At 70.5% G+C, this 26996-nt stretch carries 24 protein-coding genes and 1 pseudogene; 12 read left to right on the forward strand and 13 right to left on the reverse strand.

Going from position 1 to position 26996, the window contains the following annotated elements; all coding sequences use genetic code 11:
- Positions 1-488: 488 nt before the first annotated feature.
- From ABZS40_RS20790 to ABZS40_RS20800, 3 genes are all read right to left on the reverse strand, one after another.
- Complete coding sequence (locus ABZS40_RS20790) at positions 489-1832, reverse strand: M1 family metallopeptidase (protein ID WP_354944968.1); 1344 nt, start codon at positions 1830-1832, stop codon at positions 489-491.
- Positions 1829-5746 (reverse strand): Pls/PosA family non-ribosomal peptide synthetase, encoded by a 3918-nt coding sequence (locus ABZS40_RS20795; RefSeq protein WP_354944922.1) that lies wholly within the window; start codon positions 5744-5746, stop codon positions 1829-1831. Before ABZS40_RS20795 ends, ABZS40_RS20790 begins: the two co-directional genes overlap by 4 nt.
- A 481-nt stretch (positions 5747-6227) precedes the next feature.
- The gene (locus ABZS40_RS20800; RefSeq protein WP_354944923.1) at positions 6228-7223 is read right to left on the reverse strand and encodes a DUF418 domain-containing protein; all 996 of its coding nucleotides are present in this window, start codon (positions 7221-7223) and stop codon (positions 6228-6230) included.
- A 146-nt stretch (positions 7224-7369) separates the two neighbouring features.
- On the opposite strand from ABZS40_RS20800, the gene ABZS40_RS20805 reads away from it, so the two are divergent.
- The 4 genes from ABZS40_RS20805 to ABZS40_RS20820 all read left to right on the forward strand — a co-directional run bounded on the left by ABZS40_RS20805 (position 7370) and on the right by ABZS40_RS20820 (position 10950).
- Positions 7370-8527 carry a histidine kinase gene (locus ABZS40_RS20805; protein ID WP_354944924.1) on the forward strand — a complete coding sequence of 386 codons (1158 nt, stop codon included), beginning with the start codon at positions 7370-7372 and terminating at the stop codon, positions 8525-8527.
- Positions 8524-9162: a response regulator transcription factor gene (locus ABZS40_RS20810; protein WP_354944926.1), complete on the forward strand. Its 639-nt coding sequence runs from the start codon at positions 8524-8526 to the stop codon at positions 9160-9162. Before ABZS40_RS20805 ends, ABZS40_RS20810 begins: the two co-directional genes overlap by 4 nt.
- A 478-nt stretch (positions 9163-9640) precedes the next feature.
- Positions 9641-10180 carry a DinB family protein gene (locus ABZS40_RS20815; RefSeq protein WP_354944927.1) on the forward strand — a complete coding sequence of 180 codons (540 nt, stop codon included), beginning with the start codon at positions 9641-9643 and terminating at the stop codon, positions 10178-10180.
- Positions 10181-10542: 362 nt separating this feature from the next.
- Complete coding sequence (locus ABZS40_RS20820; RefSeq protein ID WP_354944929.1) at positions 10543-10950, forward strand: nitroreductase family deazaflavin-dependent oxidoreductase; 408 nt, start codon at positions 10543-10545, stop codon at positions 10948-10950.
- A gap of 92 nt (positions 10951-11042) precedes the next feature.
- On the opposite strand, the gene ABZS40_RS20825 is transcribed toward ABZS40_RS20820, so the two are convergent.
- Complete coding sequence (locus ABZS40_RS20825) at positions 11043-11870, reverse strand: SAM-dependent methyltransferase (protein WP_354944931.1); 828 nt, start codon at positions 11868-11870, stop codon at positions 11043-11045.
- A 225-nt stretch (positions 11871-12095) separates the two neighbouring features.
- On the opposite strand from ABZS40_RS20825, the gene ABZS40_RS20830 reads away from it, so the two are divergent.
- Complete coding sequence (locus tag ABZS40_RS20830; protein ID WP_354944933.1) at positions 12096-12224, forward strand: DUF6221 family protein; 129 nt, start codon at positions 12096-12098, stop codon at positions 12222-12224.
- 25 nt (positions 12225-12249) lie between these two features.
- Here ABZS40_RS20830 and ABZS40_RS20835 read toward each other — a convergent pair whose 3' ends face one another.
- The 5 genes from ABZS40_RS20835 to ABZS40_RS20855 all read right to left on the reverse strand — a co-directional run bounded on the left by ABZS40_RS20835 (position 12250) and on the right by ABZS40_RS20855 (position 16993).
- On the reverse strand, positions 12250-13545 hold the full coding sequence (locus tag ABZS40_RS20835) for a GAF domain-containing protein (protein WP_354944935.1): 1296 nt from the start codon (positions 13543-13545) through the stop codon (positions 12250-12252).
- A 184-nt stretch (positions 13546-13729) separates the two neighbouring features.
- On the reverse strand, positions 13730-14233 hold the full coding sequence (locus tag ABZS40_RS20840; RefSeq protein ID WP_354944936.1) for an O-acetyl-ADP-ribose deacetylase: 504 nt from the start codon (positions 14231-14233) through the stop codon (positions 13730-13732).
- A gap of 71 nt (positions 14234-14304) precedes the next feature.
- Positions 14305-15168 (reverse strand): TIGR03620 family F420-dependent LLM class oxidoreductase, encoded by an 864-nt coding sequence (locus tag ABZS40_RS20845; RefSeq protein ID WP_354944937.1) that lies wholly within the window; start codon positions 15166-15168, stop codon positions 14305-14307.
- Positions 15169-15242: 74 nt separating this feature from the next.
- A complete protein-coding gene (locus ABZS40_RS20850) occupies positions 15243-15890 on the reverse strand; it encodes a response regulator transcription factor (protein ID WP_354944939.1) in 648 nt (215 codons plus the stop codon).
- Positions 15887-16993, reverse strand: a complete 1107-nt coding sequence (locus ABZS40_RS20855) for a sensor histidine kinase (RefSeq protein WP_354944940.1) — start codon at positions 16991-16993, stop codon at positions 15887-15889. Before ABZS40_RS20855 ends, ABZS40_RS20850 begins: the two co-directional genes overlap by 4 nt.
- Positions 16994-17215: 222 nt before the next feature.
- Between ABZS40_RS20855 and ABZS40_RS20860 the strand changes: the two genes are divergently transcribed.
- Both ABZS40_RS20860 and ABZS40_RS20865 read left to right on the forward strand, forming a co-directional pair.
- Positions 17216-17809, forward strand: a complete 594-nt coding sequence (locus ABZS40_RS20860) for a CDP-alcohol phosphatidyltransferase family protein (RefSeq protein ID WP_354944941.1) — start codon at positions 17216-17218, stop codon at positions 17807-17809.
- Positions 17806-18279 carry a hypothetical protein gene (locus tag ABZS40_RS20865; protein WP_354944942.1) on the forward strand — a complete coding sequence of 158 codons (474 nt, stop codon included), beginning with the start codon at positions 17806-17808 and terminating at the stop codon, positions 18277-18279. The genes ABZS40_RS20860 and ABZS40_RS20865 overlap by 4 nt, the downstream gene beginning before the upstream one ends.
- Positions 18280-18292: 13 nt before the next feature.
- Here the strand turns inward: ABZS40_RS20865 and ABZS40_RS20870 are convergent, their stop codons facing one another.
- Entirely contained in the window at positions 18293-18955 is a 663-nt protein-coding gene (locus ABZS40_RS20870; RefSeq protein ID WP_354944943.1) for a response regulator transcription factor, read from the reverse strand.
- Positions 18943-20043 (reverse strand): histidine kinase, encoded by a 1101-nt coding sequence (locus tag ABZS40_RS20875; RefSeq protein WP_354944944.1) that lies wholly within the window; start codon positions 20041-20043, stop codon positions 18943-18945. Before ABZS40_RS20875 ends, ABZS40_RS20870 begins: the two co-directional genes overlap by 13 nt.
- A 188-nt stretch (positions 20044-20231) precedes the next feature.
- Here ABZS40_RS20875 and ABZS40_RS20880 point away from each other — a divergent pair, with 188 nt between their 5' ends.
- The 3 genes and pseudogenes from ABZS40_RS20880 to ABZS40_RS20890 form a co-directional block, all read left to right on the forward strand.
- Positions 20232-20633: a DUF6069 family protein gene (locus tag ABZS40_RS20880; protein ID WP_354944946.1), complete on the forward strand. Its 402-nt coding sequence runs from the start codon at positions 20232-20234 to the stop codon at positions 20631-20633.
- Entirely contained in the window at positions 20630-21085 is a 456-nt protein-coding gene (locus ABZS40_RS20885; protein ID WP_354944948.1) for a hypothetical protein, read from the forward strand. The genes ABZS40_RS20880 and ABZS40_RS20885 overlap by 4 nt, the downstream gene beginning before the upstream one ends.
- A 64-nt stretch (positions 21086-21149) precedes the next feature.
- Positions 21150-21255: pseudogene (locus ABZS40_RS20890) on the forward strand (helix-turn-helix domain-containing protein); the annotation flags it as partial.
- Here the strand turns inward: ABZS40_RS20890 and ABZS40_RS20895 are convergent.
- The gene (locus tag ABZS40_RS20895; protein WP_354944950.1) at positions 21231-22478 is read right to left on the reverse strand and encodes an MFS transporter; all 1248 of its coding nucleotides are present in this window, start codon (positions 22476-22478) and stop codon (positions 21231-21233) included. The pseudogene ABZS40_RS20890 and the gene ABZS40_RS20895 overlap by 25 nt on opposite strands.
- Positions 22479-22719: 241 nt before the next feature.
- Here ABZS40_RS20895 and ABZS40_RS20900 point away from each other — a divergent pair, with 241 nt between their 5' ends.
- Entirely contained in the window at positions 22720-23757 is a 1038-nt protein-coding gene (locus tag ABZS40_RS20900; RefSeq protein WP_354944952.1) for a serine hydrolase, read from the forward strand.
- A 17-nt stretch (positions 23758-23774) separates the two neighbouring features.
- Here ABZS40_RS20900 and ABZS40_RS20905 read toward each other — a convergent pair whose 3' ends face one another.
- Positions 23775-25547, reverse strand: a complete 1773-nt coding sequence (locus tag ABZS40_RS20905) for a glycoside hydrolase family 6 protein (protein WP_354944953.1) — start codon at positions 25545-25547, stop codon at positions 23775-23777.
- 596 nt (positions 25548-26143) lie between these two features.
- Here ABZS40_RS20905 and ABZS40_RS20910 point away from each other — a divergent pair.
- A partial coding sequence (locus ABZS40_RS20910; protein ID WP_354944955.1) for a hypothetical protein occupies positions 26144-26996 on the forward strand: 853 nt, incomplete at its 3' end.

Raw genomic sequence — 26996 nt, forward strand, 5'->3', positions numbered from 1 at the left:
CGGTCACCGTTGTCCCTCCGTCGTTGAGCGACCACCACGTACGCGACTGTGCTGACCTCGCTTCGGAACTCAGCGTGGTCATCGACCCCATCTCGGTCGGCCGCCGGGTGCTGCTGGTGGCCGAGTTCCCCGTCGGTGCCGGGTCCGAACTCGAGGGACGGTACTGCCACGACGTCGACCGGCCGGCGCAGTGAGGGGTGATCGCGGTGCGGACCGGTCGGACGGGACAGACGATCTGGTCGTTGCCGGAACGTCGTCTACTGGTCCGCACCGACCGACTGATCGTGCTGGCCACACGCGCCGGTATCGCCGCGCTGCTGCCACCGGCCCCGACGCCGAACCACTGGCCGATGTCGCGCCCTCGCAGCTGCTTGCGCCGGCCCCGCGCGATGGTGAGTGAACGTTGCTCGTAGCCCGCCGCTCCGGCCGTGACCTTCGAGGTGCCGGGACCGGCACTCGGTTTCGGGAGGCGGTCGCGTCCGGCCTGGTCAGCGAGGTGGTGGAGGCAGCGTCGGGCTGTCGAGCCAGGCGGCGAACAGGCCGTCCAAGGGCTCGCGGGCGAAGCGCTGGGCATGCAGACGGAACTGCTCGGTCGTCACCGTCGCGTGTTGGTGCTCGGCGACCCAGGCCCGCAGGAGCGTGAAGAACGGCTCGTCGCCGATCCTCTTCCGCAGCGCGTGCACCGTCAGCGCGCCACGCTTGTAGACCAGCGGGTCGAACATCCGGCCGACGCCGGGATCTGCGACGACGACGTGGCGCGGGCGAGCCGCGACCCACGCGTACCACTGCGCGGCCAGGGCGTCTGTTGGCAGGTCGCCGCAGACGCCGGACCACAGCCACTCGGCGTAGGTGGCGAAGCCTTCGTTGAGCCAGATGTGCCGCCAGTCCGCCACCGTGAGGCTGTTGCCGAACCACTGGTGGGCCAGTTCGTGCACGATCAGCCGCTCGTGCGTGCGTCGCCCGTCGACGTGATTGCGTCCGAAGACCGCCATGCCCTGCGCTTCGACCGGATCATCGAGGTCGTCGTCGGCGACCACGACGACGTACTCCCGGAAGGGGTACGGCCCGAAAAGCCGCTGCAGCGCCGACATGATCTCACCGTGTCGGCCGAAGTCGTGCGCGACGTTCCGGCGCAGCGCGGGCGGGATCGCCGCGCGCTGCGCCACCTCACCGACAGCCAAATCAACAATCTCGTAGCGTCCGATCTGCACGCTCATCAGGTACGGCGAGGTGGGCTCGCGGCGCTCGTACACCCAGGTCGTGCTGCCCGCGCCCCGCTGACGGAGTACGGGATCACCGGTCACCAGGACGGTGTACGGGGAGGGGGTTGTGACTGCCACCCGGAAGGTGGCCTTGGCACCGGGTTGGTCATCGCACGGAAACCACGACGGCGATCCGTTCGGCTGGCTGGCCACGAGCACCCCGTCGGTGAGTTCCTCCCACCCGAGCTCGCCCCACCGGCCGGAGATGGGCACCGGCTTTCCCGCGTACCGGATCTCCACCCGGAAGGTGTCCCCGGCGCCGATCGGCCGCTCCGGTTTGATCTGCAGCTTGTCCGGCCGGTGCAGGTACTTCGCCGGGCGCCCGTCCACTCGGACATCCTGAACGCGCAGCCGACCGAGATCGAGAGTGAACCGAGAGAGCGACTGCAAAGCCGCCGCGGTGATGTACGCCCGGCCAGCGAGGCGGTTCGACACGACCCGGTAGTCGAGGTCGAGGTCGTAGTGCCGTACCCGGTAGCCGCCGTTGCCGTGCTCGGGCAGGTAGGAGTCGCCGGAGCGACCGGCGCCGGGCGTTGCCCCGCTCGACGTCGACGCCGCCTGTGGATTCATGCCGACCGTGCCGCTGGCGCCGACCAGGTGGTGATCGGATTGCCCAACCACCGGCTGTCGCTTGGCACGGCGTCGCCGCGGGTTACCAGCGAACCTGGCCCGACGGTGGTCCGCGCGCCGATGCTCGCGCCCGGCAGGACGATGCCGTGCGGGCCCAGCGTGGCTCCCTCGCCGAGTGTCACCTGGTCCATGCTCATTACACGATCATGGAACAGGTGGGTCTGCACCACACAACCGCGGTTCACCGTCGCGCCATCGCCGAGGCGCACCAGGTCGTACTCCGGCAGCCAGTAGGTCTCCAGCCAGACGCCCCGGCCGATCTTCGCACCGAGCGTGCGCAGCCACGCCGTCAGCAGTGGCGTACCGGTCGCGAAACGGACCAGCCACGGCGCGGCGAGGACCTCGACAAACGTGTCCGCGAGCTCGTTGCGCCACACGAAGGAGGTCCACAGCGCGCGCTCGGCGACCCGGAAGCGCCCGACCAGCAGCCACTTCGCAGCCGTCGCGATGGCGGCGGCGACGACCGCCGCACTCAGCAGCACCGGCCCGGTGGCGTACGCGGCCACCCACCAACCGGCAGCCTGTCGGACGAGCGCGAGTACGGCCAGGACGCCGATCGCCAGGGCGCCGGCGCACATCACCGGAACGATCCGGCACAGCTCGATCGCTGCGCGGGCCAGCTTCAGCAGGACCGGCGGGTCGAAGGTGCGGCTGGTGTCGGCGACTTCCGCGGTCCGGCGCAGCGGCATCGGCGGCGCGCCGAGCCAGGACGAACCCTTCTTCGCCTTGATCGGGGCTGACGACAACACCCCGACCAGGCCCCGCTTCGGCACCGAACGTCCGGGCGCAGCCATTCCCGAGTTGCCGAGGAACGCCTGCTTTCCGATGCGGGCCGGAGCGACGCGCAGCCACCCGTGACTCAGCTCGTAGGTCGCGACCATGGTGTCGTCGGCCAGGAAGGCCCCGTCGGCGACCGTGGTCATCGCCGGCAGCGCGAGCACGGTGGATGCCTCCACACCGCGCCCCACCTTGGCGCCCAGCAGCCGCAACCACACCGGTGTGAAAAGGCTGGCGTAGAGCGGGAACAGCCCCACCCGGGCCATCCCCATCAGCCGCTCGGTCGTCCAGACCTGCCACGCCACCCGCCCCTGCACCGGGTGGTACCCGGCGCGCAGGCCGATGCCGAGTGCCCGGACGGCCCCGAGCACCAGCAGCGCATAGCCCACCACGTAGACGACGGTCGCCACCGCGACGGCGGCCAGCACAGCGCCGACCGCTGGACGGGTGGCGAGCGTCCAGCCGAGCAGGGCGAGTGCCGGCAGGGCGGCCACGACCGGAACCAGCCCCAGCAACTGGGCGGTCATCCCGTACGCGAGCGGCCAGAGGCGTGCACCCGTCCGCGATCGAGGGGGACGCTGCCCGGGCCACCCGTCCGAATCCTTCGCAACTGCGGCTGCGGCTGGTGAGCCGGCCCAGTGTTGGTTGGCCGGTACGGCGCCGACCACCGTCGAGCCCGCACCGACGCGGGCGCCCTTGCCGACCCGAGCACCCGGCATCAGGGTGCTGCGGGACCCGACCCGGGCGTCGGCACCGATGCGGACCCTGCCGATGCGGACGACGTCGCCGTCGATCCAGTGGCCGGACAGATCGACCTCCGGCTCGATCGCCGCGCCGCGGCCGAGCTTCAGCAGGCCGGTCACCGGCGGCGCGGCGTGCAGGTCGACGTCGGCCCCGATCTGCGCGCCGAGAGCCCGAGCGTAGATGAGCATCCATGATGCTCCGGCGACACTGGTGGCACCGGTCAGCTCGGCGAGGCGTTCGGCGGCCCACAGCCGCAGGTGCACGCCGCCACCGCGCGGGTAGCTGCCGGGGCGCGTCCCGCGAAGCAGCAGTCGCGCTCCTCCGGCGGCCAGGGCGATCCGGCCGAGCGGGCTGAACAGCAGGAGCCAGCCCAGTGCCACCCACCACCAGGACACGACCGGTGCCCAGGGTGCCGGGGCGAGCAGGGCGAAGACGTTGCCGAGGGCAGCCAGGACGGTCAGCCAGCGCAGCCCGACCAGCGCGAGCATCGGCACCATCATCACGGCCTGGATCAGCCCGGTGCGCCTCGGCACCGGCCGGACCTCACGGCGCGTCACTGCCGTGGTGTCGAGCGCGTCGAGCACCGCGGCGAGCCGCGACAGTTTCGGGTGGAGGTAGATGTCGGCCACCGAGACGCGCGGGTGCCGGCGCCGAATCCATGCCACCAGTTGCGCCGCGTTCAGGCTGCCGCCGCCGTGGGCGAAGAAGTCCGCGTCCGCCTCGGTGGGGCGTACGCCCAGGATCTCCGCCCAACCGCCAGCGAGCCATTCCTCCGTCGCGGTCAGCTCACCCGCGGCGTCCTGCGGGGTGGCCAGCGGCCAGGGCAGCGCGGCCCGATCCACCTTGCCGGACGTCCGGGTCGGCAGCGCATCCACCACCGCCAGCAGCGGCACGAGCGCGGCCGGTAGCTGCTCACGGATCCGCAGCGCCGCCGTCGCCGCATCGAACGGGACGCCGTCGTGCGGAACCACGTACCCCACCAGCAGCTGATTGCCCGCAGCGGTGCGCTGCACCGCCGCTGCGGCACCGGCGATGTCGGGCAGCGACTGCAGCGCGGCGTCGATCTCACCCAACTCGATCCGACGTCCACCGAGTTTCACCTGCTCGTCACCGCGGCCGACGAACAGGAGCCCTTCGGGCTCCGCCCGGACGATGTCACCGCTGCGGTACGCCCGTTGCCAGCCGAGCGCTGGCAGCGCCGCGAACTTCTCGGCGTCCTTACTCGGATCCAGGTAGCGGGCGAGACCCACACCGCCGATGACCAGCTCGCCGGTCTCACCCATCGCCACCGGCGCGCCAGAGCCGTCGACCACGGCGAGCTCCCAGCCGGCCAGCGGCAGCCCGATGCGCACCGGTCCCTCGCCGGTCATCCGCGCGGCGCACGCGACCACCGTCGCCTCGGTCGGCCCGTACGTGTTCCAGACCTCGCGACCCTCGACGGCCAAGCGCTGCGCGAGCTCCGGCGGGCAGGCCTCCCCACCGAAGATCAGCAGCCGGACCTCCTCCAACGCCTCGACCGGCCACAGCGCAGCCAGCGTCGGCACCGTCGACACCACCGAGATGCGCTGCTCGGCCAACCACGGACCGAGGTCGACACCGCTGCGGACGAGCGACCGCGCGGCCGGCACCAGACACGCGCCGTGCCGCCACGCCAACCACATTTCCTCACAGGACGCGTCGAACGCCACCGACAGCCCGGCCAGGACCCGATCCCGCGGGCCGACCGCCTCGCTCGCCTCGTCGGCGAGGAACAACCCCGCCTCGGCGTCCACGAAAGCCGCCGCCGCGCCGTGGCTGACCGCCACTCCCTTCGGGGTGCCCGTCGACCCGGAGGTAAAGATGATCCAAGCGTCGTCGTCCGGGCCGGGTCGACCCGTCCGACCCGCGGGGGTACGACGCAGCGACACCGCCAACGCGTCACCGAGGGCCGCAACGACCCCCGCCTCGGCGAAGACGAGCTCGGCGCGTTCCTCGGGGTCGTCCGCGTCGACCGGCACGTAGGCCGCGCCCGCCGCGAGAACGCCGAGGATCGCCAGGTACAGCTCGGCCTTACCGGATGAGATCCGGACGCCTACACGGTCGCCGACACCGATGCTGTGCCCGGCGAGCGACCTTCGGACGGCCTCGACCTCATCGGCCAGGTCGCGGTACGTCAATATGGTGGCACCGCTGTCGAGCGCACCTGCGTCGGCGTGCGCGCGCACGGAGTCGTCGAGAATGTCGACCAGCGTGCGGCGGGCAGGGGCCGAGGCGGATCGGAACACCGCAGGGATCGTTGGTGCGGCAGCTGACGGCGGTAGCGCGACCACCTGGGGTTCACTCGTCACGGGCACCCGGCGTTCACCATTTTCGTCTTGCGGATCGGCGTCAACCAGGCGCGCGGCGTGAGGACCGCCCTGGGCAGCCCTCAACGCTACGTCGCACCCGGCGGCAAACGAAGGTCAAGCAGAGGCATCGTGTCCACCGCCACAGCGACCCGTCGCGGGAACGTCGAACGGCTGCGAAACGCCACCCGCCGATCACACTCGTGTCGATGCTCAGGCCGTGTTGTCGCTACGAACGTGAACCGTCCCGCCGCTGCTGTGCAGTTCTTCCGTCACCTGCTTCTCGGTCAGGGCGACCAGATGCGAGTCGATGCTTGCCCCGTCCTTGGGGCGCTGGTGCGTTTCGTGCACGAGGGCGGAGAGAGTTGCGGTTGAATCGTTCTGCTTTGCCGTGGGTTTGGGGCCGGTAGGCGCGGATGAAGCGGGCTTGACTGCCGAGTTCCCGCAGGGTGTCGCCAGCGTCGGCTGACAGCTGACAGCTGACAGCTCATCAGGCGCGGCGGATCGGCAACCGCTGCCACCAGGTGAGGCGCCGCCAGAGCCATTCGAGCGGGCCGTACCGGAAGGAGCGCAGCCAGAGCACGCTGAAGATCGCCTGCACGACCCCGATCGCCAGGCCCAGTCCGACCACTGCGCCGTAGGAGGACCGGGAGCCGATGTCGAGCAGCGCGTCACCGGCCACGATCAGGAACGACGCGGCGACGTAGTTGGTGAGCGCCACCCGACCGAGCGGCGACAGCAGTGCGCCGAGCGGGCGTCGCAGGGCGGTTCGCATCAGCAGCAGGAACCCGACGGTGAAGAGGGTGGCGAAGGCGAGGCCGGCCGGCAGGATGCGGTAATTGGCGGTCGGGCCGACTCCAGCCCGGAACTGCAACCAGCCCGTCACCGCGGCGACCGGCACCGCGACGGCGAGTGCGACCGCGAGTTGCCGGCCCCGCGACGGCAGCGTGTCCGGGATGCCGTACTCCGCGATCGCCAGGCCGAGTAGGAAGAGGCCCGGGATGATGAAGAGGCCATTGAAGGTCAGCGCGGCGGCGAGGGTCAACACGATGCCCAGCCCGAGCGCCCAGCGGCGGGACAGGTACGACGCCGGTAGGAGCACGACCAGCCCGAACACGGCGTAGAACTTCAGCACCTCGCCGGGCTGGATCAGGGTGTGCAGCGCGCCGAAGAGGCCCAGCCAGAACAGCCGGCGCAGCAACACCAGCCGGGGGCGGTCGGCGCGCCGAGCCGCCGTGCGCAGGAAGAGCGAGAAGCTGATCCCGAAGAGCAGCGAGAAGATCGGGAACGGCCGTTGTACGAAGAGCAGCTCCCAGACGTACGCGCCCAGGTGCTCACCGGCCGGTCCGGAAACCCGGGTCAGGTGGGTCATCTGAACGATGTTGAACATGACGATGCCGAGGAGCGCGAGCCCACGCAGCGCGTCAAGTTCGTCGATGCGGCGGAGCCCAGCCGGTTGCGCCGGGGGATCGGTTGAGTGTGCCATCCGGCAATGCCACCGCAGTCGTACCCGGTCGGGACAGGCCCGGAGGTCGCCTCCGCCACCTACCTCCGTCGCGTCCCCCGGTCCCTTCGTCGGTACTCATGCCGCTCGCCGCGCCGATCCGGGCTGGCCCGACTAACCTGCAACGCATGAGCGCGGTGGACCGCCGAAAGGTGCCGCCACTCGCCGTCGACGCGCTGCTGGTCGTCGTCGCGGCCGCGGCCGGCGTGGCCCGTGAGGTCGCCTTCCCGAGCGCCGGGTCGAGGCATCTCCCGGCCCCCGTCTCGTTCTATGCGGCGGTGCAGATCGGCGCGGCGGCCACCCTGCTGCTGCGTCGGCGCCGGCCGTACCCGATGGCCCTGGTCATAGCCGGCGTCAGCCTGCTGGTCCCGGCGTCGGCGGTCTTCCTCGCGCCCTACGCGGTGATCGTCTACGGTCGCGACCGTCGGCGGTCCTGGGCGGTGATCGCGGCGCTCGGGGTGTGCTGGCTGCTCGGCGCGCGGCTCTGGACGGTCGACGACCCGTTCAGCGGGCCCGGACTGCTGGCCATCTCGGCCCTGCTCGGCCTCTACGTGAGTGCCCGCCGCCGGCTCGTCGCGGAGCTGCTCGACCGCGCCGAACGCGCCGAGCGGGAACGGCTGCTCCTTGCCGAACAGGCCCGTAGCGACGAGCGGCTCCGGATCGCCGGCGAAATGCACGACGTGGTGACCCACCGGATCAACCTGATGGTGCTGCACGCCGGGGCGCTGGGCACCAGCACCACGGATCCCGCCGTTCGCAACGCCGCCGAGGAGCTGCGGACGACGGGCTGCCAGGCGCTGGCCGAGCTGCGCGACCTGGTCGGTGTGCTGCGGCACGGCGACCCACCGACAACCCACGTCGCAGCGGAGGACCGGGCTGCGGAGGGCGACCTTAACGACCTCGTGACCGACTCGCGCGCGGTCGGTCTGCCGGTCCATCTCGACGAGGAAGGTGACCCGTCGGCACTGGCACCGGCCGTGCGGCGCACCCTCTTTCGGGTGGTGCAGGAATCCCTGACGAACGTGCACAAGCACGCGCCGGGCTCGCAGGTGACCGTGTCGATCCGCTATCAGCCGGATCTGGTCCGCGCGACCGTGACCAACGACCGGCCCGACCGTGCCCCCGACCCGGACCTCGCCGGCGCCGGCGGGGGCTCCGGCCTGGCCGGCCTGCGGACTCGGGTCGACGTGCTGGGCGGCACCCTGGCCGCGGCGGCGACCCCGGAGGGCGGCTTCGCGGTGCGGGCCACCCTGCCCGGGTACGTGCCCACGACCCCGACGCGATGATCCGGATCCTGCTCGTCGACGACGAACGGATGGTCTGCGCCTACCTGCGGACGATTCTCGAAGCAGCCCCGGACGTCGAGGTGGTCGGCGAGGCGTACGACGGCGCGGAGGCCGTGGAGGCGGTGACCCGATACCGTCCGGACCTGGTCCTGATGGACCTGCGGATGCCGGGCGTCGACGGGCTCACCGCCATCGAGCACCTCACCCGGTCCTCGGCGCCGCCGAGGATCGTCGCGCTGACCACGTTCGACCTCGACGAGTACGTGCTGCGGGCGATGCGGGCGGGTGCCGTCGGTTTCCTGCTCAAGTCGACGGCGCCGGAGGATCTCGTCAACCTGGTACGGGTCGCCGCCGCCGGGCACACGGTGCTGTCCCCGTCCGCGACCCAGCGGCTGGTGGCGAGCCGGCACGACGGAGAGCGGGTCCGCGAACTGGTCGCCACGCTCACCACCCGGGAGGTCGAGGTCCTCGGCTGTCTCGGCGCCGGCCGCTCCAACCAGCAGATCGCCCGACGGCTGCACCTCTCCGAGGCGACGGTCAAGGGGTACGTCTCCCGACTGTTGGATAAGCTCGGCTGCGACAACCGCACCCAGGCGGGCCTGCTGGCGCATCAGGCCGGCATCCCGGCGAACTGAGAGCACCCGGCTCAGTCGGGCAGCATGAACCGCGTCCAGTACACCCACTACATCTGGCGCACCCAAGACGGTCGGCCGCTCGGCGTACTTGACGAATCTGACGGGCGAGAGCCATGACCTGTGAGGGATGCGGTCACGCGGTGCAGCGTGAGCTCTTAGTAGGTCAAAGCAGTCCGGTGTTGCTGCGCTGGTGCCGGCCAGCGTCCCGGTTCGCCTAGGGCTACGTCTGCGCGTGTGCCGCAGATGGATATGAAGCGTTGCGGGTGAGCTTGCCGGAGTTCGCCGCAGTTCCGTCATCTGAGGCATCGATCCCACGGGCAACGTCCTGAACGCTGAACCTCTGGCCGAAGACGCGGATGCGGCAACATTCGCTTCCAGCCGATGGGCGAGCGGCGATCGAATTCCTCCTGGCGACCGTCGAAGTTGGTGCGCCGCAACTCACTTGACTGGTGCGACCCGCCCGCGATTGGGTGGCGCCGTGAGCAAACTGTGGACCGCCCCCGAGGAGGACCCCAGGACCTTCGGCCAGCCCGTCGGCGAAAAGGCGACCTACCGGGAGTACCTCGGCAACTACCGTCTGACCATGGAGATGAAGTGCGACGGACTGGACGCCGAGCAGCTCGGCCGACGCTCGGTACCGCCCAGCACCCTGAGCTTGCTCGGCCTGGTCCGCCATTTGGCTCAGATGGAGAACCACTGGTTCCAGCGTGTGCTGCAAGGGCGGACCGACGCATCGTGCCTTTACGAGCACGAGGACGACCCGGATTGGGACTTCGGAAGTGGGGTCCCCGACCCAGCGGTGGTGAAGGACGCTTTTGCAACCTGGAAGGCCGAGATCGCCAAGGCGGACGAATGGCTCGACGCCCTTGAGGAGGCCGACCTGGGCCGCGAGGTGCCGGTCGACAGTGGCAGCCACGCCATGCGCGACGTGCTTGTCCACGTGATCGAGGAGTATGCGCGGCACGCTGGCCACGCCGACCTCCTGCGGGAGTGCATCGACGGGCGAACCGGCCTGTGACCCACCGGGGTCTGCGGTGGACGGCCGCTGTGCTCACAGTGCTCGTCGGCGTGGTCCTCGTGGTCACCGTTATCCGGTTCATCCCGGCCTACCGGGCCGAACCGACGCTCTCCGGCCAGTCCGACTACCTGGGCACGATCGGGTCTGCCTCGGACTCGGCGTGGTGTTCGTGTTGCGAGCAGTTTTGCGCTTGCGGACAGAAAGACGGCAGGGCCAGCAGCCGCCTCGCAGAGAACTTGTCAGTGGGCGCATCTTCTTGCGTTTGATCCAGGACCGGTCACGCCGAGCGGGTTGAACACGTGGGCGCCGGGGACTGTCAGAATCGTGTTGACGGAGCCGGTGCGCGGAGGCGAGGAGAAGGCATGAGCGACTTCAACGACAAGATCATCGCGGAGTTTCGCGCCAACGGGGGGCAGGTCGGCGGTCAGTTCGCCGGCGCTCCGCTGCTGCTGTTGCACACGCTTGGTGCCAAGAGCGGCCAGCCTCGCGTGAACCCGATGATGTACCAGGAGGTGGACGGCGGTTATGCCGTGTTCGCGTCCAAGGGTGGCGCGCCTACCAATCCCGACTGGTACTACAACCTGCTCGCTCACCCGAAGATCCATGCGGAGATCGGTACGGACAAGATCGAGTTGGTCGCCAGAGTTGCCGTCGGTGACGAGCGGGAACGGATCTGGAGCCCTTTGAAGGTCGCGTATCCAGGCTTCGCCGACTACGAGCGGAAGACCACCCGCGAGATCCCAGTCGTCGTACTGGAACCTGCGCCGTAGGCAGAGGCGGCACAACCCCAGTTCAGATCTGACGCGTGGATCCGTCGGCGGGGCGCGCGCTCCCGCCGACGGACCTCACCGCAGGACGGCGCCTACGGTTTGCGGGCGAGGAGCCCGACGAAGGTGTGATAGGTGTCGGTCTGCACCGTAGCCGGCGCGTCCGGCTCTGGGCGCCACTCGGCCAGCGGCACCAGCCCCGGCTCCAGCACTGTCAGCCCATCGGCGAACGAGAGGATCTCCTCGTCGGTACGCCAGCGGCCGGTGCCCAGCGACTCGTTGAAGACCCGCTCGACCTCGCGGGCCTTGCGGGAGCCCTCTGGGTCTCGCTCGCCCGGGTCGCGGAAGTGCGAGATCGCCACGTAGCTGCCGGAGGGTAGGGCGTCGATCAGCGCGGCCGCCACCGCCTTCGGGTCCTCGTCGTCACCGAGATGGTGCAGAATCGCGAAGAGCAGCAACCCGATCGGCCGGTCGAAGTCGAGGAACCGACGTACCTCCGGATGGTTGAGGATCACCTGCGGCTCACGGATGTCCGCCTGGATCACCGTCGCGGTGCCCTCCGCGGCGAGCAGGGCCCGCCCGTGCGTCAGAACTATCGGGTCATTGTCCACATAGACCACCTGGGCCTCTGGGTTCTGCTCGGTGGCGACCTCGTGAACGTTGCCCTGGGTGGGCAACCCCGATCCGATGTCGAGGAACTGGTCGATGCCCGCCTCGGCGACGAGGAAGCGAATCACTCGACGCAGAAAGGCCCGGTTGGCCTGGCCGGCTGCTGGCCCGTCCGGTGTGATCCGCAGGGCGTGCTCGGCGACCTTTCGGTCGACCTCGAAGTTGTCCTTGCCACCCAGGAAGAAGTCATAGACCCGGGCCACGCTCGGAATGTTGGGGTCGATGCCGGGGGGTGCCGCCTTGTCGCGGGTCACAGGCGTCTCCTGTCGATGGGGATTGGCGCAGGCTGAGGTCTGCGGCGGTGCCGGCGTTCCGGCGAGTGTAGCGATCGGGAGCGTTGAATTTTGCCCCACTGGTATCGCTCCCAGCGACGCGGCCCAGGCGTCAGGAGCAGTTCCTGTCATCGGCCGAGGCGTGCAACAAGTTGACGATCAACGATCTGTTGCGGTGTCGTCGACGTATGGCTCGACCTGGTCGACATGCTGGCACGGGAGTACGAGGCGATGGACCCCGATGACGAGCGCTTCCCTGGCCTCGCGTACGCGCTGCGAGTGCTTGTGCAGTCGTACAACGAGCACCCCGACTACCGCAAGGAGTGGCGTCCCTAGCTGCCCAACAGGCGCCCGCGAGCCATCAGCGGTTGAGGTAGGCGGTCAGGCCGCCGAGTTCCTCGCTGGCGATGAACACCGATCGCACGTTGAGGATGGCCTCTTCGACGTGGGCGGGGCAGCCCCAGGCCGCGTCGCCCCACGAATCGGCGATCTTGATCTCGGCTCGCGCGGTGCAACCGGCGGCACCGCCGAGCTGGCAGTGCTCGGGGTGCGGCGTGGCGGCCTGCGCGGCCGCGGCGGCACGCATCTGAGAGGCGAGCTCGGCGGCGGCGGCGGCGCGCTGCTCAGCTTCGGCGCGCAGTTCCCGCTCCACGCGCAGCACCTTGGCCAGCTCGTCATTGGCCGACTTGGCGCGTGCCTCGGCGGCGAGTTTCGCCTGCTCGATGTGGTGGCGTTCGATGGCCAGGGCTGCCGTGCCGGCGAAGAGCCGGGTGAGGGCGAGGTCGGTGTCCTGCGGGACGCGCGGGGTGCGGTGATACATCGCGAAGGTGCCCAACAGGCCGCCGTCGCGGGCCAGGATCGGCGTGGACCAGCAGGCCGCCAGCCCGGCCTGGTCGGCCAGACCCCGAAAGTCGTCCCAGAACGGATCGGTGGCGATGTCGGTGACGATGACTGGTTCCCGGCGGTGGGCGGCGGTGCCGCACGAGCCGACACCTTCACCGGTCGCGATGCCGTCGATGGCCTCGTTGTAGAAGTCGGGCAGGCTCGGCGCGGCGCCGTGGCGCAGGTGCCGGGCGTCGGGATCGGCGAGCAGGACGGAGACGAGCACCTCCTGCGGTGCGAGGTTCTCGATACAGCGAGCCATCCCGTCGAGCACCTCGCTCAGGGGTGCCTGGCGGGCGATCTGCTCCAGCAGAGCACGGTGTTCGGCCATCAGCCGTTGGGCATGCTTGACCTGCGTGGTCTCCACCCCGAGCACACGGATCCCGGTCACGTTGCCGTCGGCGTCTCGACGCGGCTCGTAGGTGAAGTCGAAGAACGCCTCCCGGGCCTGCGGGCCGCTGCCCAGCACCACCCGGACGTCACGGCCGGTGTACGGCTCACCCGTGCGGAAGACCTGGTCCAGGAGAGCGATGAATCCCTGACCGGCCAGTTCGGGCATCAGCTCGGCGATCGCCACCCCGACCCGGGCCGGCTCTTCGCCGATGGTGGCGAAGAACGCCGGGTTCGCCGTCTCCACCAGGTGCGATGGCCCCGCCAGAGACGCGAAGACGGCGATGGACTGCCCGAACAACGCCCGCAGGTCCTCCTCCGCTGCCTGCTCGGCAGCCGCCGGAGCCGCAGCAGCAGTAGACCGTTGGCCTGGTACCGCGGTCATGGTGTGGGTTCGCCTCTCATCTGCGGATACGGGCAACGACCGACGGTGCCACCCGTCGGTGGGTGGCCCCGGTGCGGCGGGAGTTGGCTGAGGCCGCCGCCGGTGCAGCGTACCCATGTGCCCGACATTCAGGTCTTACCCACCCACCACGCACCGCAACCCGTCGCCCGAACAGCCACCAACGTCAACCCTGCAGCGCCGCAGTCAGCAGTTCGCACGTGGCGTCGTCGAAGGCGACCAGGCGAACATGCTCAACCTTTGTCGGCGTTGCTCTGATGGTCGAGACTGCGATCTTCGCTGCCTGGTCGCTCGGGAATCCGTATACGCCGGTGGCGATGGCGGGGAAGGCGACGCTGCGAGCGCCAATCTCATCGGCAACCGCAAGGCTGCGCCGATAGCACGACGCCAGGACGTCAGCCTCGCCGTAGCCGCCGCCTTCCCAGACCGGGCCGACGGTGTGAATGACATGACGTATTGGTGGCGCCAGGTCAAAAGCTGGCGTGGCAACCGCATCGCCAGGATCACACGGAGCCAGCGCTGCCCCCGCCTGGGCCAGACGAGGCCCCGCCGCACGGTGAATCGCCCCATCGACACCGCCGCCACCCAACAGCGACTCGTTCGCCGCGGTCACGACGGCGTCGACGTTCTCGCTGGTGATGTCGCCACGAACAACTTCGACCACAGGCATGGCTCGATGATGCCACCAGCCGGTCAGCTCCACCTGTCGTCCCGGGCCGACGGCGCTGCGGGTTCCGGAGGTCAGATCAGGGCTGCGGCGAGGGCGCGGAACGCGTCGGCGGGGAACGTCGTGGAGTCGCCGTCGTTGAGCACCTGGATCGCCACCTCGTCCGCGCCGGCCTGGTAGTGCTTCTCCAGCCCAGCCACCACCGTCTCGACGGTGCCCCAGGGGATCAGGGCGTCGACGAGGCGGTCACTGCCGCCGTCGGCGAAATCCTCGTCGGTCCAGCCGAATCGCCGCAGGTTGTTGGTGTAGTTCGGCAGTGCGAGGTACCCGCTCGCGTACTGGCGGGCGGTGGCGCGCGCGGTGGTGGCGTCCGCGTCGAGGACCACCGCGACCTCGGGGGCGAGTAGCCGGTCGGGTCCGATTGCCGCCCGGGCTTCGGCGGTGTGCTCGGCCGGGACGAAGTACGGGTGCGCCCCGGTCGAGCGGTCGCGGGAGAGTTCGAGCATCCGCGGGCCCAGTGCGGCCAGGATGCGTCGCTCGGGCGAGAGCCCGGCCGCATCGAGGCCGTCGAGGTACTGCACCATCCGTGAGTACGGCTTGCGATAGTCGGTGCCGCTGCCCTCCACCACCACCGCGTGGCTGGCGCCGAGACCGAGCAGGAACCGGCCGGGATGCGCCTGCTCCGCGTCCTTGGCGAACGCCGCCGCCTCGGGTGGCGACGAGTGCCAGATGCTCACGATCCCGGTCGCGACCCCGATGCGCGTGGTCCCGTCCAGGAGCTCCCGGAAGCGGCGGGCGACGTTCTCGCCGAAACCACCGGAGAACCAGATTCGTGAGTAGCCGAGGTCCTCCAACTCGGTCGCGGCGTCGATGGCCGCGCCCTGACTCTCGCTAGCAAGGAAGAACGGTTGCCACACGCTGACGAGTCGTTGTGCCATGGCGCAACCCTACGACCGATCGGCCGCCGACCGCGTCAGCTGGCGCTCCCAAGCCCGCTGTGACCCGGCCTGACTCAGGGTGTGAGGCCGGCCTGGATCGCCAGGATGGCGGCTCGTACGCGATCCCGACTGCCGGTCTTGGCCAGCACGTTTGTCACGTGGGTCTTGACGGTGCTCATTGACAGGTAGAGACGTTCGGCGATCTCGTTGTTGTTGAGTCCGGCGCCGATCAGGGCGAGCACGTCGGTCTCCCGAACGGTCAGCTGGTAGGCCGCCAACTCCACGCGGGAGGCCGGGCCGGTCGCGCGGACCCGGTCGAGGACGGCGCCGGTGACCTCGGCGGAGAGGACCGCCTCGCCGGCCGCGACCGTGCGCACCGCGGCGATCAGGTCGCGGGCGCTGGACCGCTTGAGCAGGAACCCTCGTGCGCCGGCGGCGATGGCGTCCAGGACGTAGGCGTCGTCGTCGAAAGTGGTGACGACGATGACGGCCGGGGCGTGCGGGATCGTGGCCAGCTCGCGGGTGGCTTGCAGACCGTCGAGCACCGGCATGCGGATGTCGACGAGGGCGACGTCGATGCGGGAGTCGCGTCGTACGGCGTCGAGGAACTGCCGGCCGTCGGCCGCCTCGGCCGCGACCTGGATGTCGGGTTGGGACCGCAGGATCAGGCTGAAGCCGTCCCGGACCAGCTCCTGGTCGTCGGCGATCGCGACGCGGATCATGTGTTCGCCACCGGCAGGTTGGCCTGCACCATGGTGCCCCCGCCGGGACGCTGGCTCAGCTCCCAGCTCCCACCGTGTGCCAAGACGCGCTCTCCGATGCCGAGCAGGCCCGAGCCGCTCGTGGGTGCGCGGGGCATCCCGATGCCGTCGTCGCTGACCCGGAGCCGGGCGTAGTCGCCGATGCGGACCAGTTCGACCCAGACCGCCGTTGCTTTCGCGTGGCGGGAGATGTTGGTGAGGGCCTCCTGAGCGATGCGGTAGGCGGTCAACACGCCGATCTCGTCCAGGCCCGGCTCGGGGTCCAGCTCAACCCGTACTGTCACGCCCTGTTGGCGCAGCGGTTGGGCGAGCAGCTCGTCGATGTCGAACAGGCGCGGTGACGCGCTCAGTGCGATCGCCGCACTCGGATCTCGCAGGTGCACGACGAGCGCATCGAGCTCACTCAGTGCGGTGCGTCCGCTGTCCGCGACCGCCCGCAGCGCCGCCCCCGGGTCTTCATTGAGCTGGCCCGCCTCAGCCTGGACCACCATCGCGGTGACGTGGTGGCCGACCACGTCATGCAGCTCGCGGGCCAGGTTGGTGCGCTGCTCAAGCCAGATTGCCTGGCCGCGCAGCTCGTCTGTCTCCCGGCTGAGGGCGTAGCCGTGCGACCATGATCGCAGCAGGATCGCCAGCAGGTAGCCGGCCGTCACGAAAAAGAACGGCTGTTCGTACAGCCCGCGTCCGTTGAGCCCCAGCTCCATGGTGAAGGCGCCGGCCGCGCCGATCAGGCCACCCACCCACCCCAGCCACGGATGTCGGGCCAGGTCCTCGCAGACCGAGACGAACACCAGGCCGGCTGCCGCGAGGCCCAACTGCACAGACTCCCCGGTGCTCACGATCGCCACGAACCCCGCGCAGACCGCGAAGATAAGGGTTCGATAACGGGGGCGCAGCGCCATGGCTCCGAGGCCGACCGGCAGCACCAGCCACGCCCAACCCGCCGGAACGGACACGCCCCCCTCGACGGTGGTTACCACGGCGGCGATGATCAAAGCAACCGCGGCGTACGCGAGCCGGCGTACTTGCCCGGGGTCGCGCAATCGTTCGCGGATTCCAGTCATCACCTGCACAGCCACCGCGTACGCGGGTCCGCGGACACGTTCGGGTTCGGGTTCGCGTAACCGTCCTCGGATTCCAGTCATCACCTGCACAGTCTCCGTGACCAGCCGGAAGACCGGCCAGTACCCAGGTACCGGATCGCGCGGCACCCCGGTACCGCCCTCGGGACCGGATCGGCACCGCAGCACGTTCCGCGAAAACGCTCACCGGACCACTCTGCGGAGGTGACTCTCGTCGACTCCCGCGCCGCCATCACCGTCGGCCCGCTTCGTACGGTTCCCAACTACATCACCGCCGCCCGCACGGTCGCCGCTGTGACCGTCGGTGTCGTGGCCCTCGTTTCCGGTTCGGTAGCATTGATGGCGGTATCGTACGGTATCTACTGGCTCGGTGACGTGCTCGACGGCTGGGCCGCCCGCCGGCTCGGACAGGAAACCCGGGTTGGGGCCGTCTTCGACATCGTGAGCGACCGCGCGTGCACCGCCGTACTCTGCGTGGGCCTGGTCTCCCTCGTGCCGGACGTCGCGGTCGTGGCAGTGGTCTTCCTGCTCTCGTTCCTGGTGCTGGACACCATGCTGTCGCTGGCGTTCCTGTGCTGGCCGGTGCTCAGCCCCGACTATTTCCACCTGGTCGACCGGCGGGTGTGGGCGTTGAACTGGTCGCCCCTGGCCAAGGTCGCCAACACCGCCGGGGTCATCGGCGCCATCGCGTTCGGGCAGTACCTGCTCGCGCTGGGTGTCGCCGTCGCCGTCGTCGTGGTCAAGCTGTGGTCGGTCGCGGCTGTGGTCCGGCTGCTCGAACGGGACGGTCGAGCGTGAGCAGCCTCGCCGAGGCCGTGGTGGCGCTCGGCTACGGTGTCGCCTCGGCGCTCGTCCCGATCGTCAACGCCGAGGCCTACGCCGTGGTCGCCGGGCATCGCGGCGGCCACGCCCTCGTCGCCGTCGTGGTCGCCCTGGCACTTGGGCAGACCGCCGGCAAGCTGCTGCTGTTCGAGTCGGCACGTCGCGGATCGGGGCCACTGGCCCGCAAGGTCGCGAAACGGGGAAGGTCAGGTCGCGCGGCGGCTCGGGCCGCGCGGTGGACCGAGCCGATCCGACGCTGGCTCTCCCGCCGCCGCACCGCCCTACCGACGGTGCTGGCCTCCGCCGCGGTCGGGGTTCCACCGCTGGCAGTCGTCAGCCTCGCCGCCGGCACCGCGGGCCTTCGACGCTGGGAGTTCGCCGTCGCCTGCCTGTCCGGACGGGTGATCCGTTTCGCTCTCCTCGTCCTGCCAGCGGTGCTGGCCTGACCCCGGCTCCCGGTCAGAGGAGCCGGCCGTCGTGGGCGAGCAGGGCGATCTGGGTACGGTTGTCGAGATCCAGCTTGGTCAGGATGTGCGAGACGTGGGCCTTCACCGTCGTCACGCTCATCAGCAGCTCGCCGGCGATCTCGGCGTTGGAGCGCCCCTGCGCGATGGCCAGCACGACGTCGCGTTCCCGGGGCGTGAGCAGGGCCAGCCGCTCGTGCGCCTGCTCGTAGGACTCGGCTCCCGACGCGACCCGCTGCATGAGGCGGCGCGTCACGCCCGGAGACAGCATCGGGTTGCCGGCCGCGACCGCGCGGACCGCCTGGCTGATCTGCTCGGGCGGGGTGTCCTTGAGCAGGAAGCCGCTCGCGCCGGCTCGGAGCGCTCGCACCACGTGCTCGTCGGTGTCGAACGTGGTGAGCACGATGATCTCGGGTGGCCGGTGGCGACGGCGCAGGCGCTCGGTGGCGGTGATGCCGTTGACGCCGGGCATCCTGATGTCCATCAGCACCACGTCGGGCAGGTGCCGGTCCACCGCCGTGATCGCTGTGGCGCCGTCGGCGGCCTCGCCCACCACGACGATCCCGTCGGCGCCGTCGAGCATCAGCGTGAGCATTCCCCGTACGAGGGGATCGTCGTCGACGATGACGACCCGGATCGGACCCGTCACGTCGGCCACGGCAGCCACGCGGTGAGGTGGAAGCGGCCCGCGGCGTCGACGTGGTGGGCGACCCGACCGCCGGTGAGCGCGGCCCGTTCGGCGAGGCCGATCAGGCCGGTACCGGCGTTACCGGTGGCGCCGCTGTCGGGCGTGGTCGGGTTGCTCACCGCGATGCTCAGGCCGGAGCCGGGCGCGCCGCCGAGCACCAGCCGGACCGGCTGGCCGGCGGCGTGCTTGCGGGCGTTGGTCAGCGCCTCCTGCGCGATCCGGTACGCGGTGCGGCCGACCGTCGGGGGAATCTCGACCGGCGGGCCGAGAGGGTCGTCGACCTCGATCTGTTGTCCGGCGGCCCGCGCCTCGTCGACCAGGCGCGGCAGGTCGGCGAGGGTCTGCCCGGGTGGTGCGTCGGTCGGCGACTCGGCGTCGTCGCTGCGCAGCAGGGTGATGACCTCGCGCAGCTCGTCGAGGGCGTGGTGTGCGCTGGCCCGGATCACACCGGCGGCGGCGCTGAGCCGCTCGGGCGGCGCGTCCGGCCGGTACTCCATCGCGCCGGCGGCCGCCGCCAGCAGGGACAGCCGGTGGGCCAGCACGTCATGCATCTCCCGCGCGATCCGGCTGCGTTCCGCCGCCCGTGCCTCGTCGACCCGTCGCTCCTGCTCCTGCTCGGCCCGCCGGGCCCGGTCCCGCAGCGCCGCCAGCAGGGCGTTCCGGGCCTGCGCCCAGGTGCCCCAGCCGAGCAGGGCCGCGTAGGCGATCGTCATCAACACCAGCCGCCACCCGTACGGCAGGCTGGGCACCGGCCGCCAGAACGCCTGCACCGCCTCACCCGCCACGCCGACCACCGCCACCGCCGCCGCTTGCCGAAACGGTCGGTTGCGGGCGATGAACAGCACCGCGAAGCTGGCCACCGGCGTGGCCACCGGAGACAGCGCGACGAGCAGGCCGGCCAACACGCCACCGATCTGCGGGCGGCGGACGACCACCGGAACGAGGGCCAGGGCGGCCACCGCCAGCGCGACGTCGACGCCGACCAGGCCGGCGGAGCTGGACCGGGTGGCGGACCACAGCATGATCGCGACGAGGACGCCGATCGCCACGGTCGTCACGACCACCACGGAACGCCACGTCCGCGGCGGCTTGACCTCGCACGTCGCCGCATCCACACCGCGCACGCTACTGGCCTCGCGGCCAGCCGGACCACCTCCTTTGGTAGTAGGTGGAGCCGCCAGCGGACGTACCCGCCGCGGCGTCTGGACCGACGCGCCCGGCCCGGCCCGGTCCACAGACTCAGGCCATGACGAACAACCTTCTCCTGGGACGGGCCGCGGTGGCGACCGGCGCGATCGTGGCGGCGGTGGCCGAGTTCGCGCTCCTGCACTCGGCGGCCGGTGTCGACCTGGCGGTCCGGTCCGCAAACTCGACCCGGCATGTCACGGTGGCAGCGGTCATCGTGGCCACCGCGGTCGCGGCACTGGCCGGCTGGGCGCTGCTCGCGGTGCTGGAACGCCGCACCAACCGCTCCCGCGTCTGGTGGACCTCGATCGCTGTCGTCGTCCTGCTGCTGTCGCTCGTGGTCGGGCCGCCGAGTGGCGTCGGCGGGGGAGCGAAGGCGACCCTCGCGCTGCTGCACCTGAGCGTCGGCGTCATCCTCATCCTCGGCCTGCCCCGGTCGCACCCGGAAGCAGCGAGCCGATGACCACACTGACGGTCCGCAAGCAGGACGGGGCATTCGTCCTCGACTCCGCAGCGCGCGCTTCGCTGCGTACCGGCTGGACCTGGCGGTGCGGCGAGATCCGCACCGGCACCGGCCGCTGGACTGTCGTACCGACGGACCGTCGACGCATCGGGTTCACCTCCCGGGGCGAGCACGGCGTGCCGGTGCGGCTCGACCCGGGCCGGTCGCACGTGCCGGGGCCGGGCGGGGTGGCCCGCTGGGCGCCCGGTCGATGCGGCGGTGAGCTGATACGCGACGGGCACCGCCTCGCGGTGCGCCTTCCCGGCCGACGCGGCGGGCCGATCCGTGTCGACGTCACCGGCGAGTGGGCCGAGCTGGAGCTGGTGGTGCTCACCGCCTGTTTCGCGCTGATGAGCCAGCGGCGGCGACGCACCCTGATCATGATGGCGGTCGTCAGCGCGGCGGGTGGGTGACCGCCGGCCCGACGGAGAGGGCGCGTGCTCAGACGATGCGACGAAGCACCGTCTCCACGGCATGAGCGTGCGTACGCTGACGCGTCGATTCAACGACGAGACAGGGCCAGAGCCCCATGCAGTGGGTGGCGGGGGCGCGCATCCGTCACGCGCAGGACCTGCTCGCAACCGAATCCGGCTGGCCAACCGGCCGGCGCCCAGTTGGGGGACGGGCGACGGTCGGCTCCGACCCGACGGCGCGGCCGCGACGCGTGTCCACGGCGAGCAGCGTGAGCGCGGCCAGCATCAGCAGCCCGCCCGCGAGCGCCAGCGGGCGTGCCCCCGAGGTGGGCAGGAGGGCGCCGCCGAGCAGTGATCCGCCGGCGATGCCGGCGTTGAAGGCGGTGCTGACCCCGGCCGACGCGATGTCGGTGCTGCCGGGGGCCAGGTGCAGCATCCGGTTCTGCACCGCGGAGCCGAACGCCGCGTACGCGAGGCCGATCCCGGCGAGAAGCGCGACCACACCCGGCTTGAGCGCGCCGAGCGCGTACAGCCCGAGCAGCGAGGCCGTGCCGATGCTCAGCGGCGTCAGCAGCGAGGCGATCGGTCGGGTGTCCAGGGTCCGGGCCGCGACCAGGGTCCCGACGACGCCGGCCGCGCCGGAGACGAACAGCAGCGGCGCCAGCAGCGCGTCGGCGAAGCCGCTGACGTCCAGCAGGAACGGTGTCACGTAGGTCTGCAGGGTCATGAAACCGCCGATGCCGAGGGCGGTGGCGATCAGCAGAACGGCGAAGCGCCGCCCGTCCGGTGCGGTGCCCCGGGCGGCGCCGCCGGCGGCCGGGGGATAGGAGGGCAGGAGGAGCAGCACCGCGGCGGCGATCGCCACACCGATTCCGGCCAGCACCGCGAACGCCGCGCGCCAGCCGGCTTGCTGCCCGAGCCAGGTGCCGAGGGGTACGCCGAGCACCGGGGCGAGCGTCGCCCCGGTCGCGAACAGCGCCACCGCCCGGCCGCGCACCGCGACCGGGAACGGCCCGATCACGGTCGCCGTGGCGACGGACCAGAACAGCGCCTGGGCGAGGGCGGTCACCAGGCGGGAGCCGGCCAGCACGGCGTACGTCTGGGCGAGCGCGGCGGCGGCGTTCGCGGCGGCGAAGAGGAGCATCGTGACGCCGAGCAGGTGCCGCCGGGGGATCCGCTGGGTCAGTCGGGTCAGCGGCACGGACGCCAGCACCACCACCACGGCGTACCCACTGACCAGCAGGCCCACCTGTGAGCGGGACCGGTCCAGATCGGGTGCGATGCGGGTCAGCAGACCGACGGGCAGCAACTCGGTCGTGATGAACGCGAACGCGGCGAGGGAGAGCGTGACGAGCACGGCCCTGGCCCTTCGCGGCGACACCTCCGGTGCCATGGCCCACCCCCCATTCCAGGGGGTCACCGTAGACGAGGCCACGACGCTCGCTCCGCGCGCGGGTCTCGGCTGCCGTCGACCTGACGGGCAGCCCGCGCCGGTCGCCGCGGTCGGCGGCAGGCCCCTCGGTCACGTGGGTAGTGCCCAGGTGTAGGTGGGTCCGGCGTACGAGGTCGCCCGATCCTCTGTGGCTGGTCACGGCCTGCCCCGCCGGTGGCGGAGGTGGTGGACACTGCTGGGCATGGGTCACGTGTCGGTGGATCAGCAGCGGCTGGAGCGGACCGTCCAGGAGTTCGGTGCCCGGTGGACCAGAGACGCCGCCGACATCGAGACCTACCTGGCCGCACAGGTCGCCGATGCGAGCCACCGTGAGGTGGTCGGCCCGCTGCTTGCCGCCAGTGGGGCCAGTGGTGTTGTCCGGGTCGGAGGTCGGGAGGTCGCGGCCTGGGGCGACCCGGACGTCCCGGAGATGGCGTTCAGCGTCACCAAGTCGGTCGTGGCGGTGGTGGCCGGCCTGGCCTTCGACGACGGGTTGTTGGTGCCGGACCAACCGGTCCACCAGGTCGTCGACGTCGCCGAGTTCCAGGGGCCGCACAACGAGCAGATCACCTGGCGTCATCTGTTGCAGCAGTCGAGCCAGTGGGAGGGCGAGCTGTGGGGCAAGCCCACGAGCGTCGACGCGCAGAGCTTCCGGGAACGGACCGAAGTGCACGGCACGCCCCCGGGCCGGGGGTGGGCGTACAACGACGTGCGGATGAACCTGCTGGCGTACGCGCTGACGCTGCTGTTTCGCCGGTCGCTGCCGGAGCTGCTGCGGGAGCGGGTCATGGACCCGCTGGGTGCCTCCCACCGGTGGTCGTGGCACGGGTACCGGACGAGCGTCGTCGACCTCGACGGCCGCCGGGTCGAGGTGGTCTCCGGCGGCGCGCACTGGGGCGGGGGCCTGATCGTCCCGGCCCGGGACCTGGCCCTGATCGGGCAGCTCTTCCTGGACCGGGGCACCCATGCCGGGACCCGGCTGCTCAGCGCCGAGTGGGTCGACCAGTCCTGGGCCCCGTGCCCGGTCAAACGGGAGTACGGCTACCTGTGGTGGCTCAACGATGAGCAGGTGCCGTGGCCCGGCGCCCCGGCGACCGGCCGCAGTGCCCGGGGCAACGGCGGACGACACCTGCTGTGGGTCGACCCGGCCCGGGAGCTCGTCCTCGCCTCCCACTGGACCGAAGAACCGCTCGATCTGATCCGCGAGGTCTCTCGTACCGTCACGAGCCTCACCGGTTGACTGCGTGAGCTACCCGATCAGAGCGCCGGGTAGGCGTTGCGCATGAGCTCCTGGAACTGGGCGGAGAACCAGGCACCGGAGATCGGTGCGTTGGCAAGCGCCCCGGAAGGGTTGTTGCCGTTGCGGGCGTTGCCGCCGTACGTCGGGTCGCACATCCGGTCGAAGCCCTTGCCCTCGTTGTTCGGGATCTCCTTGCTGGAGCCGTCCGACTCACCCGGCGGCTTCACCCAGACGTAGGCGTCGATGCCCGTCGCCGGGGTGGCCCGGGGCCGCTCACCGAGACCGGCACCAGCCTGGTTGCACCAGTTGCCGAGGTGGGCCCGACGGTCGATGCGACCCCCGTTGACGTACGTGTCGACGCTCGTCGTCGCGCCCGGACCGGTGGGCCGGGCGGAGCCGCCCCAGCCGTTACGGGAGGTGTCGATCAGCATGCCGATGTTGGAGTTGAAGCCGACCGAGACCAGCTGGTTGCGGAACGCCTGGGCGAACGACAGCTCGTCGACGTAGAAGTTCCAGTCGACCCATTTGGACTGCCGCACCGTCTGGCCGTTCACGTTGTCGGTGACCTTGAAGTACGGCTCCTGCAGCGCCGAGTAGTTCGCGGTGTTGGTGATGAACCCGTGCACGTTGTTGACAGTGCTGCCGGAGGCGACCGCGGCGGTCTTCAGGATGTTGGCGGTTGGGACGAAGTTGGAGTCCCAGCCGAGCCAGCCGTGGTGACCTGCGTCGATGTAGTTGTAGACGTTGCCGAGCGAGCCCAGCTTGGCGAGGGCGTAGCCGACACCGTTGACGTACGCGCCGTTGGCCTTGACCGTGTCGCACATGGCCGTGCCGCCGGGCTGACCGGACGTGTTGGTGACGAGGTTCGGCAGCGAGTCGATCTCGATGATGTTGATGATCCGCAGGCTGCTGTACTTCGACTGACCCTGGATGGCGGCGATCGGGTCGATGTACTGGGCCTTGTACTTCGGCAGCTCGTCCGGGCCCAGCTCACCGTTGGAGGCGAGCGCCGAGCAGTCCCGGCCGGGCAGGTTGTAGATCACGAACTGGATGTAGCCGGCACCCTGGCGCAGCGCCTCGTCCAGGTGCTCCTTCACGCCGAAGGCGCCGTTGGAGCTGCTGTCCGGCGTGCCGTTGATCGCGGCGATCCGGTCCAGCCAGACGGCGGTGGGGTTGTTGGAGACGCGGCTTCCGCCGGTCTCGGCGTCCGCCTTGGCCTTCCACTCCGGGTTCACGTAGCCGCGCACCCCGACGTACGGGTTGTCGACCTTGGTGCCCGGCGGGTTGGTGGGCGGATCGGTCGGCGGATCCGTCGGCGGGTCGGTCGGCGGGTCAGTGGGCGGGTCGGTCGGCGGCGTGGTGCCACCGTTGCAGACCACTCCGTTCAGCGTGAACGAGGTCGGCTTCGGGTTGCTGCCGCTCCACGCGCCGTTGAAGCCGATGCTCGTCGACGCGCCGGTGGCCAGGGTGCCGTTGTAGGACAGGCTCCGGGCGGTGACCTGGCTGCCGGACTGGGTGAACGTGGCCGACCAGCCCTGCTGCACCCGCTGGCTGGAGTTGGCGAAGGTCCAGCCCAGCGTCCAGCCGTTCAGCGGGTCGCCGACGTTCTTGATGGTGACGCTCGCGGTGAAACCGCCGGGCCAGTCGTTGCTCGTGTACGCGATGTCGCACTGCGTCGCGGCCTGCGCCGCGGTAACCGGAATCGTTACGAGCCCACCGGCGACCAGGGCACCCGCGCCAGCGAGCGCGAGGGCCCGGCGTGGGCCGGTCAGCCTTCTCCACACATTCATGCCACTGATCTCCTTGGGCGAGACCGGGCCCACGTACGGCCCGGCGGGACGGCCCGATGGGCGTCCTGCACGGACGGCCGTCGGCACCACGGGATTCTTTGGGGGCGCCCGACCCGGACGGGCGATGGTGGTGGTGCCCGGCCGATGCGTCGGCCGGTCAATCGGCGGCGGGTGCGTCGCCCGGTGAAACCGGGTGCCCTCGACTCCCCTGCCTGCACGGTGTGGCTCTCTGAACCGCGTTCGCCGATTCTTGCATGGGAGCGCTTCCATGGCAATGGCTCGATGCGTTGCCGGAGCCGTTCCGGACGATACCTCCGAGTGCGCCCGACCGGCACGGGCCGCTCGGACCCGCCGGTAGGGGATGACCGGGGCAGGCCGGGCACGGCGAGCGCGGAACGCCGTGGCGTACCCACAAGGTCCCGTGGTACCTGACACGACGCTCAGTGCGGCGAAAGCCGCGTACCACCCCTTCACCTCTTACTTGGATCAAAGGTAAAACGCGAATCTTTCACTTCATAAGTCATGAAACGGTCTAACGTCGGTCTTAGCTCGGTTGTCGCCGAGCTCAGGACAACAGGGATGGAGTGACGCAGGTCATGGCTAAGAAGATGCTCGGGAAGGTCGTTGCGGGCGCCGCGCTCGGCGGCGCGTCGCTCCTGGTGTTCGCACCGGGGATCGCGTTCGCCGACGGCCACGACGACGGCAAGGTCTACGCCAAGCCGCACGTCGTCAAGGCTGGCGACGAGGTCAAGCTCCTCGAGATCTGCCCGGATCGGCAGGAGCACGCGTACGTGTGGTCCAAGGTCACCGGCAAGGTCAAGCTCAAGCCGGCGCAGGAAGACCGGGGCGAGGACCGCGAGTGGAGCGAGGAGGAGAACTCCTCCGACCACGACAAGGGCAAGGACGAGAACGGCAAGGACCACGAGGGCAAGGACGACAAGGGCAAGGACGAGAACGGCAAGGACGACAAGGGCAAGGACCACGAAGGCAAGGACGAGAACGGCAAGGACGAGAACGGCAAGGACGAGAACGGCAAGGACGAGCACGGCAAGGACGACAAGGGCAAGGACGAGAACGGCAAGGACGAGAACGGCAAGGGCGGCCAGGGTGGCGGCGCTGCCGCCGACGCCTACGGCGACGAGGGCAGCAAGGACTGGAAGGGCGAGGAGCACGGCCAGGACGCGGAAGAAGGCCGTGACAAGAAGGACTGGGACTCCAAGGACGAAGACAAGAAGGACTGGGAGTCCAAGGACGAGCACGGCTCGGACTACGGCTCGGACAAGGGCTGGGAGTCCAAGGACGAGCACGGCTCCGAGTACGGCTCCGACAACGGCTCGGACAAGGGCTGGGAGAACAAGGACGAGCACGGCTCCGAGTACGGCTCCGACAACGGCTCGGACAAGGGCTGGGAGAACAAGGACGAGCACGGCTCCGAGTACGGCTCCGACA

This window comes from Micromonospora sp. NPDC005324 (genome assembly GCF_040607155.1).
In the GTDB taxonomy this organism is placed as follows: domain Bacteria; phylum Actinomycetota; class Actinomycetes; order Mycobacteriales; family Micromonosporaceae; genus Micromonospora; species Micromonospora trifolii.

Coding starts and splice junctions, on each gene's coding strand:
- ABZS40_RS20790 (WP_354944968.1), bottom strand. CDS start 1,832: ATGAATCCACAGGCGGCGTCGACGTCGAGCGGGGCAACGCCCGGCGCC.
- ABZS40_RS20800 (WP_354944923.1), bottom strand. CDS start 7,223: ATGGCACACTCAACCGATCCCCCGGCGCAACCGGCTGGGCTCCGCCGC.
- ABZS40_RS20805 (WP_354944924.1), top strand. CDS start 7,370: ATGAGCGCGGTGGACCGCCGAAAGGTGCCGCCACTCGCCGTCGACGCG.
- ABZS40_RS20810 (WP_354944926.1), top strand. CDS start 8,524: ATGATCCGGATCCTGCTCGTCGACGACGAACGGATGGTCTGCGCCTAC.
- ABZS40_RS20820 (WP_354944929.1), top strand. CDS start 10,543: ATGAGCGACTTCAACGACAAGATCATCGCGGAGTTTCGCGCCAACGGG.
- ABZS40_RS20830 (WP_354944933.1), top strand. CDS start 12,096: ATGCTGGCACGGGAGTACGAGGCGATGGACCCCGATGACGAGCGCTTC.
- ABZS40_RS20835 (WP_354944935.1), bottom strand. CDS start 13,545: ATGACCGCGGTACCAGGCCAACGGTCTACTGCTGCTGCGGCTCCGGCG.
- ABZS40_RS20840 (WP_354944936.1), bottom strand. CDS start 14,233: ATGCCTGTGGTCGAAGTTGTTCGTGGCGACATCACCAGCGAGAACGTC.
- ABZS40_RS20845 (WP_354944937.1), bottom strand. CDS start 15,168: ATGGCACAACGACTCGTCAGCGTGTGGCAACCGTTCTTCCTTGCTAGC.
- ABZS40_RS20850 (WP_354944939.1), bottom strand. CDS start 15,890: ATGATCCGCGTCGCGATCGCCGACGACCAGGAGCTGGTCCGGGACGGC.
- ABZS40_RS20855 (WP_354944940.1), bottom strand. CDS start 16,993: ATGACTGGAATCCGCGAACGATTGCGCGACCCCGGGCAAGTACGCCGG.
- ABZS40_RS20880 (WP_354944946.1), top strand. CDS start 20,232: ATGACGAACAACCTTCTCCTGGGACGGGCCGCGGTGGCGACCGGCGCG.
- ABZS40_RS20885 (WP_354944948.1), top strand. CDS start 20,630: ATGACCACACTGACGGTCCGCAAGCAGGACGGGGCATTCGTCCTCGAC.
- ABZS40_RS20895 (WP_354944950.1), bottom strand. CDS start 22,478: ATGGCACCGGAGGTGTCGCCGCGAAGGGCCAGGGCCGTGCTCGTCACG.
- ABZS40_RS20900 (WP_354944952.1), top strand. CDS start 22,720: ATGGGTCACGTGTCGGTGGATCAGCAGCGGCTGGAGCGGACCGTCCAG.
- ABZS40_RS20905 (WP_354944953.1), bottom strand. CDS start 25,547: ATGAATGTGTGGAGAAGGCTGACCGGCCCACGCCGGGCCCTCGCGCTC.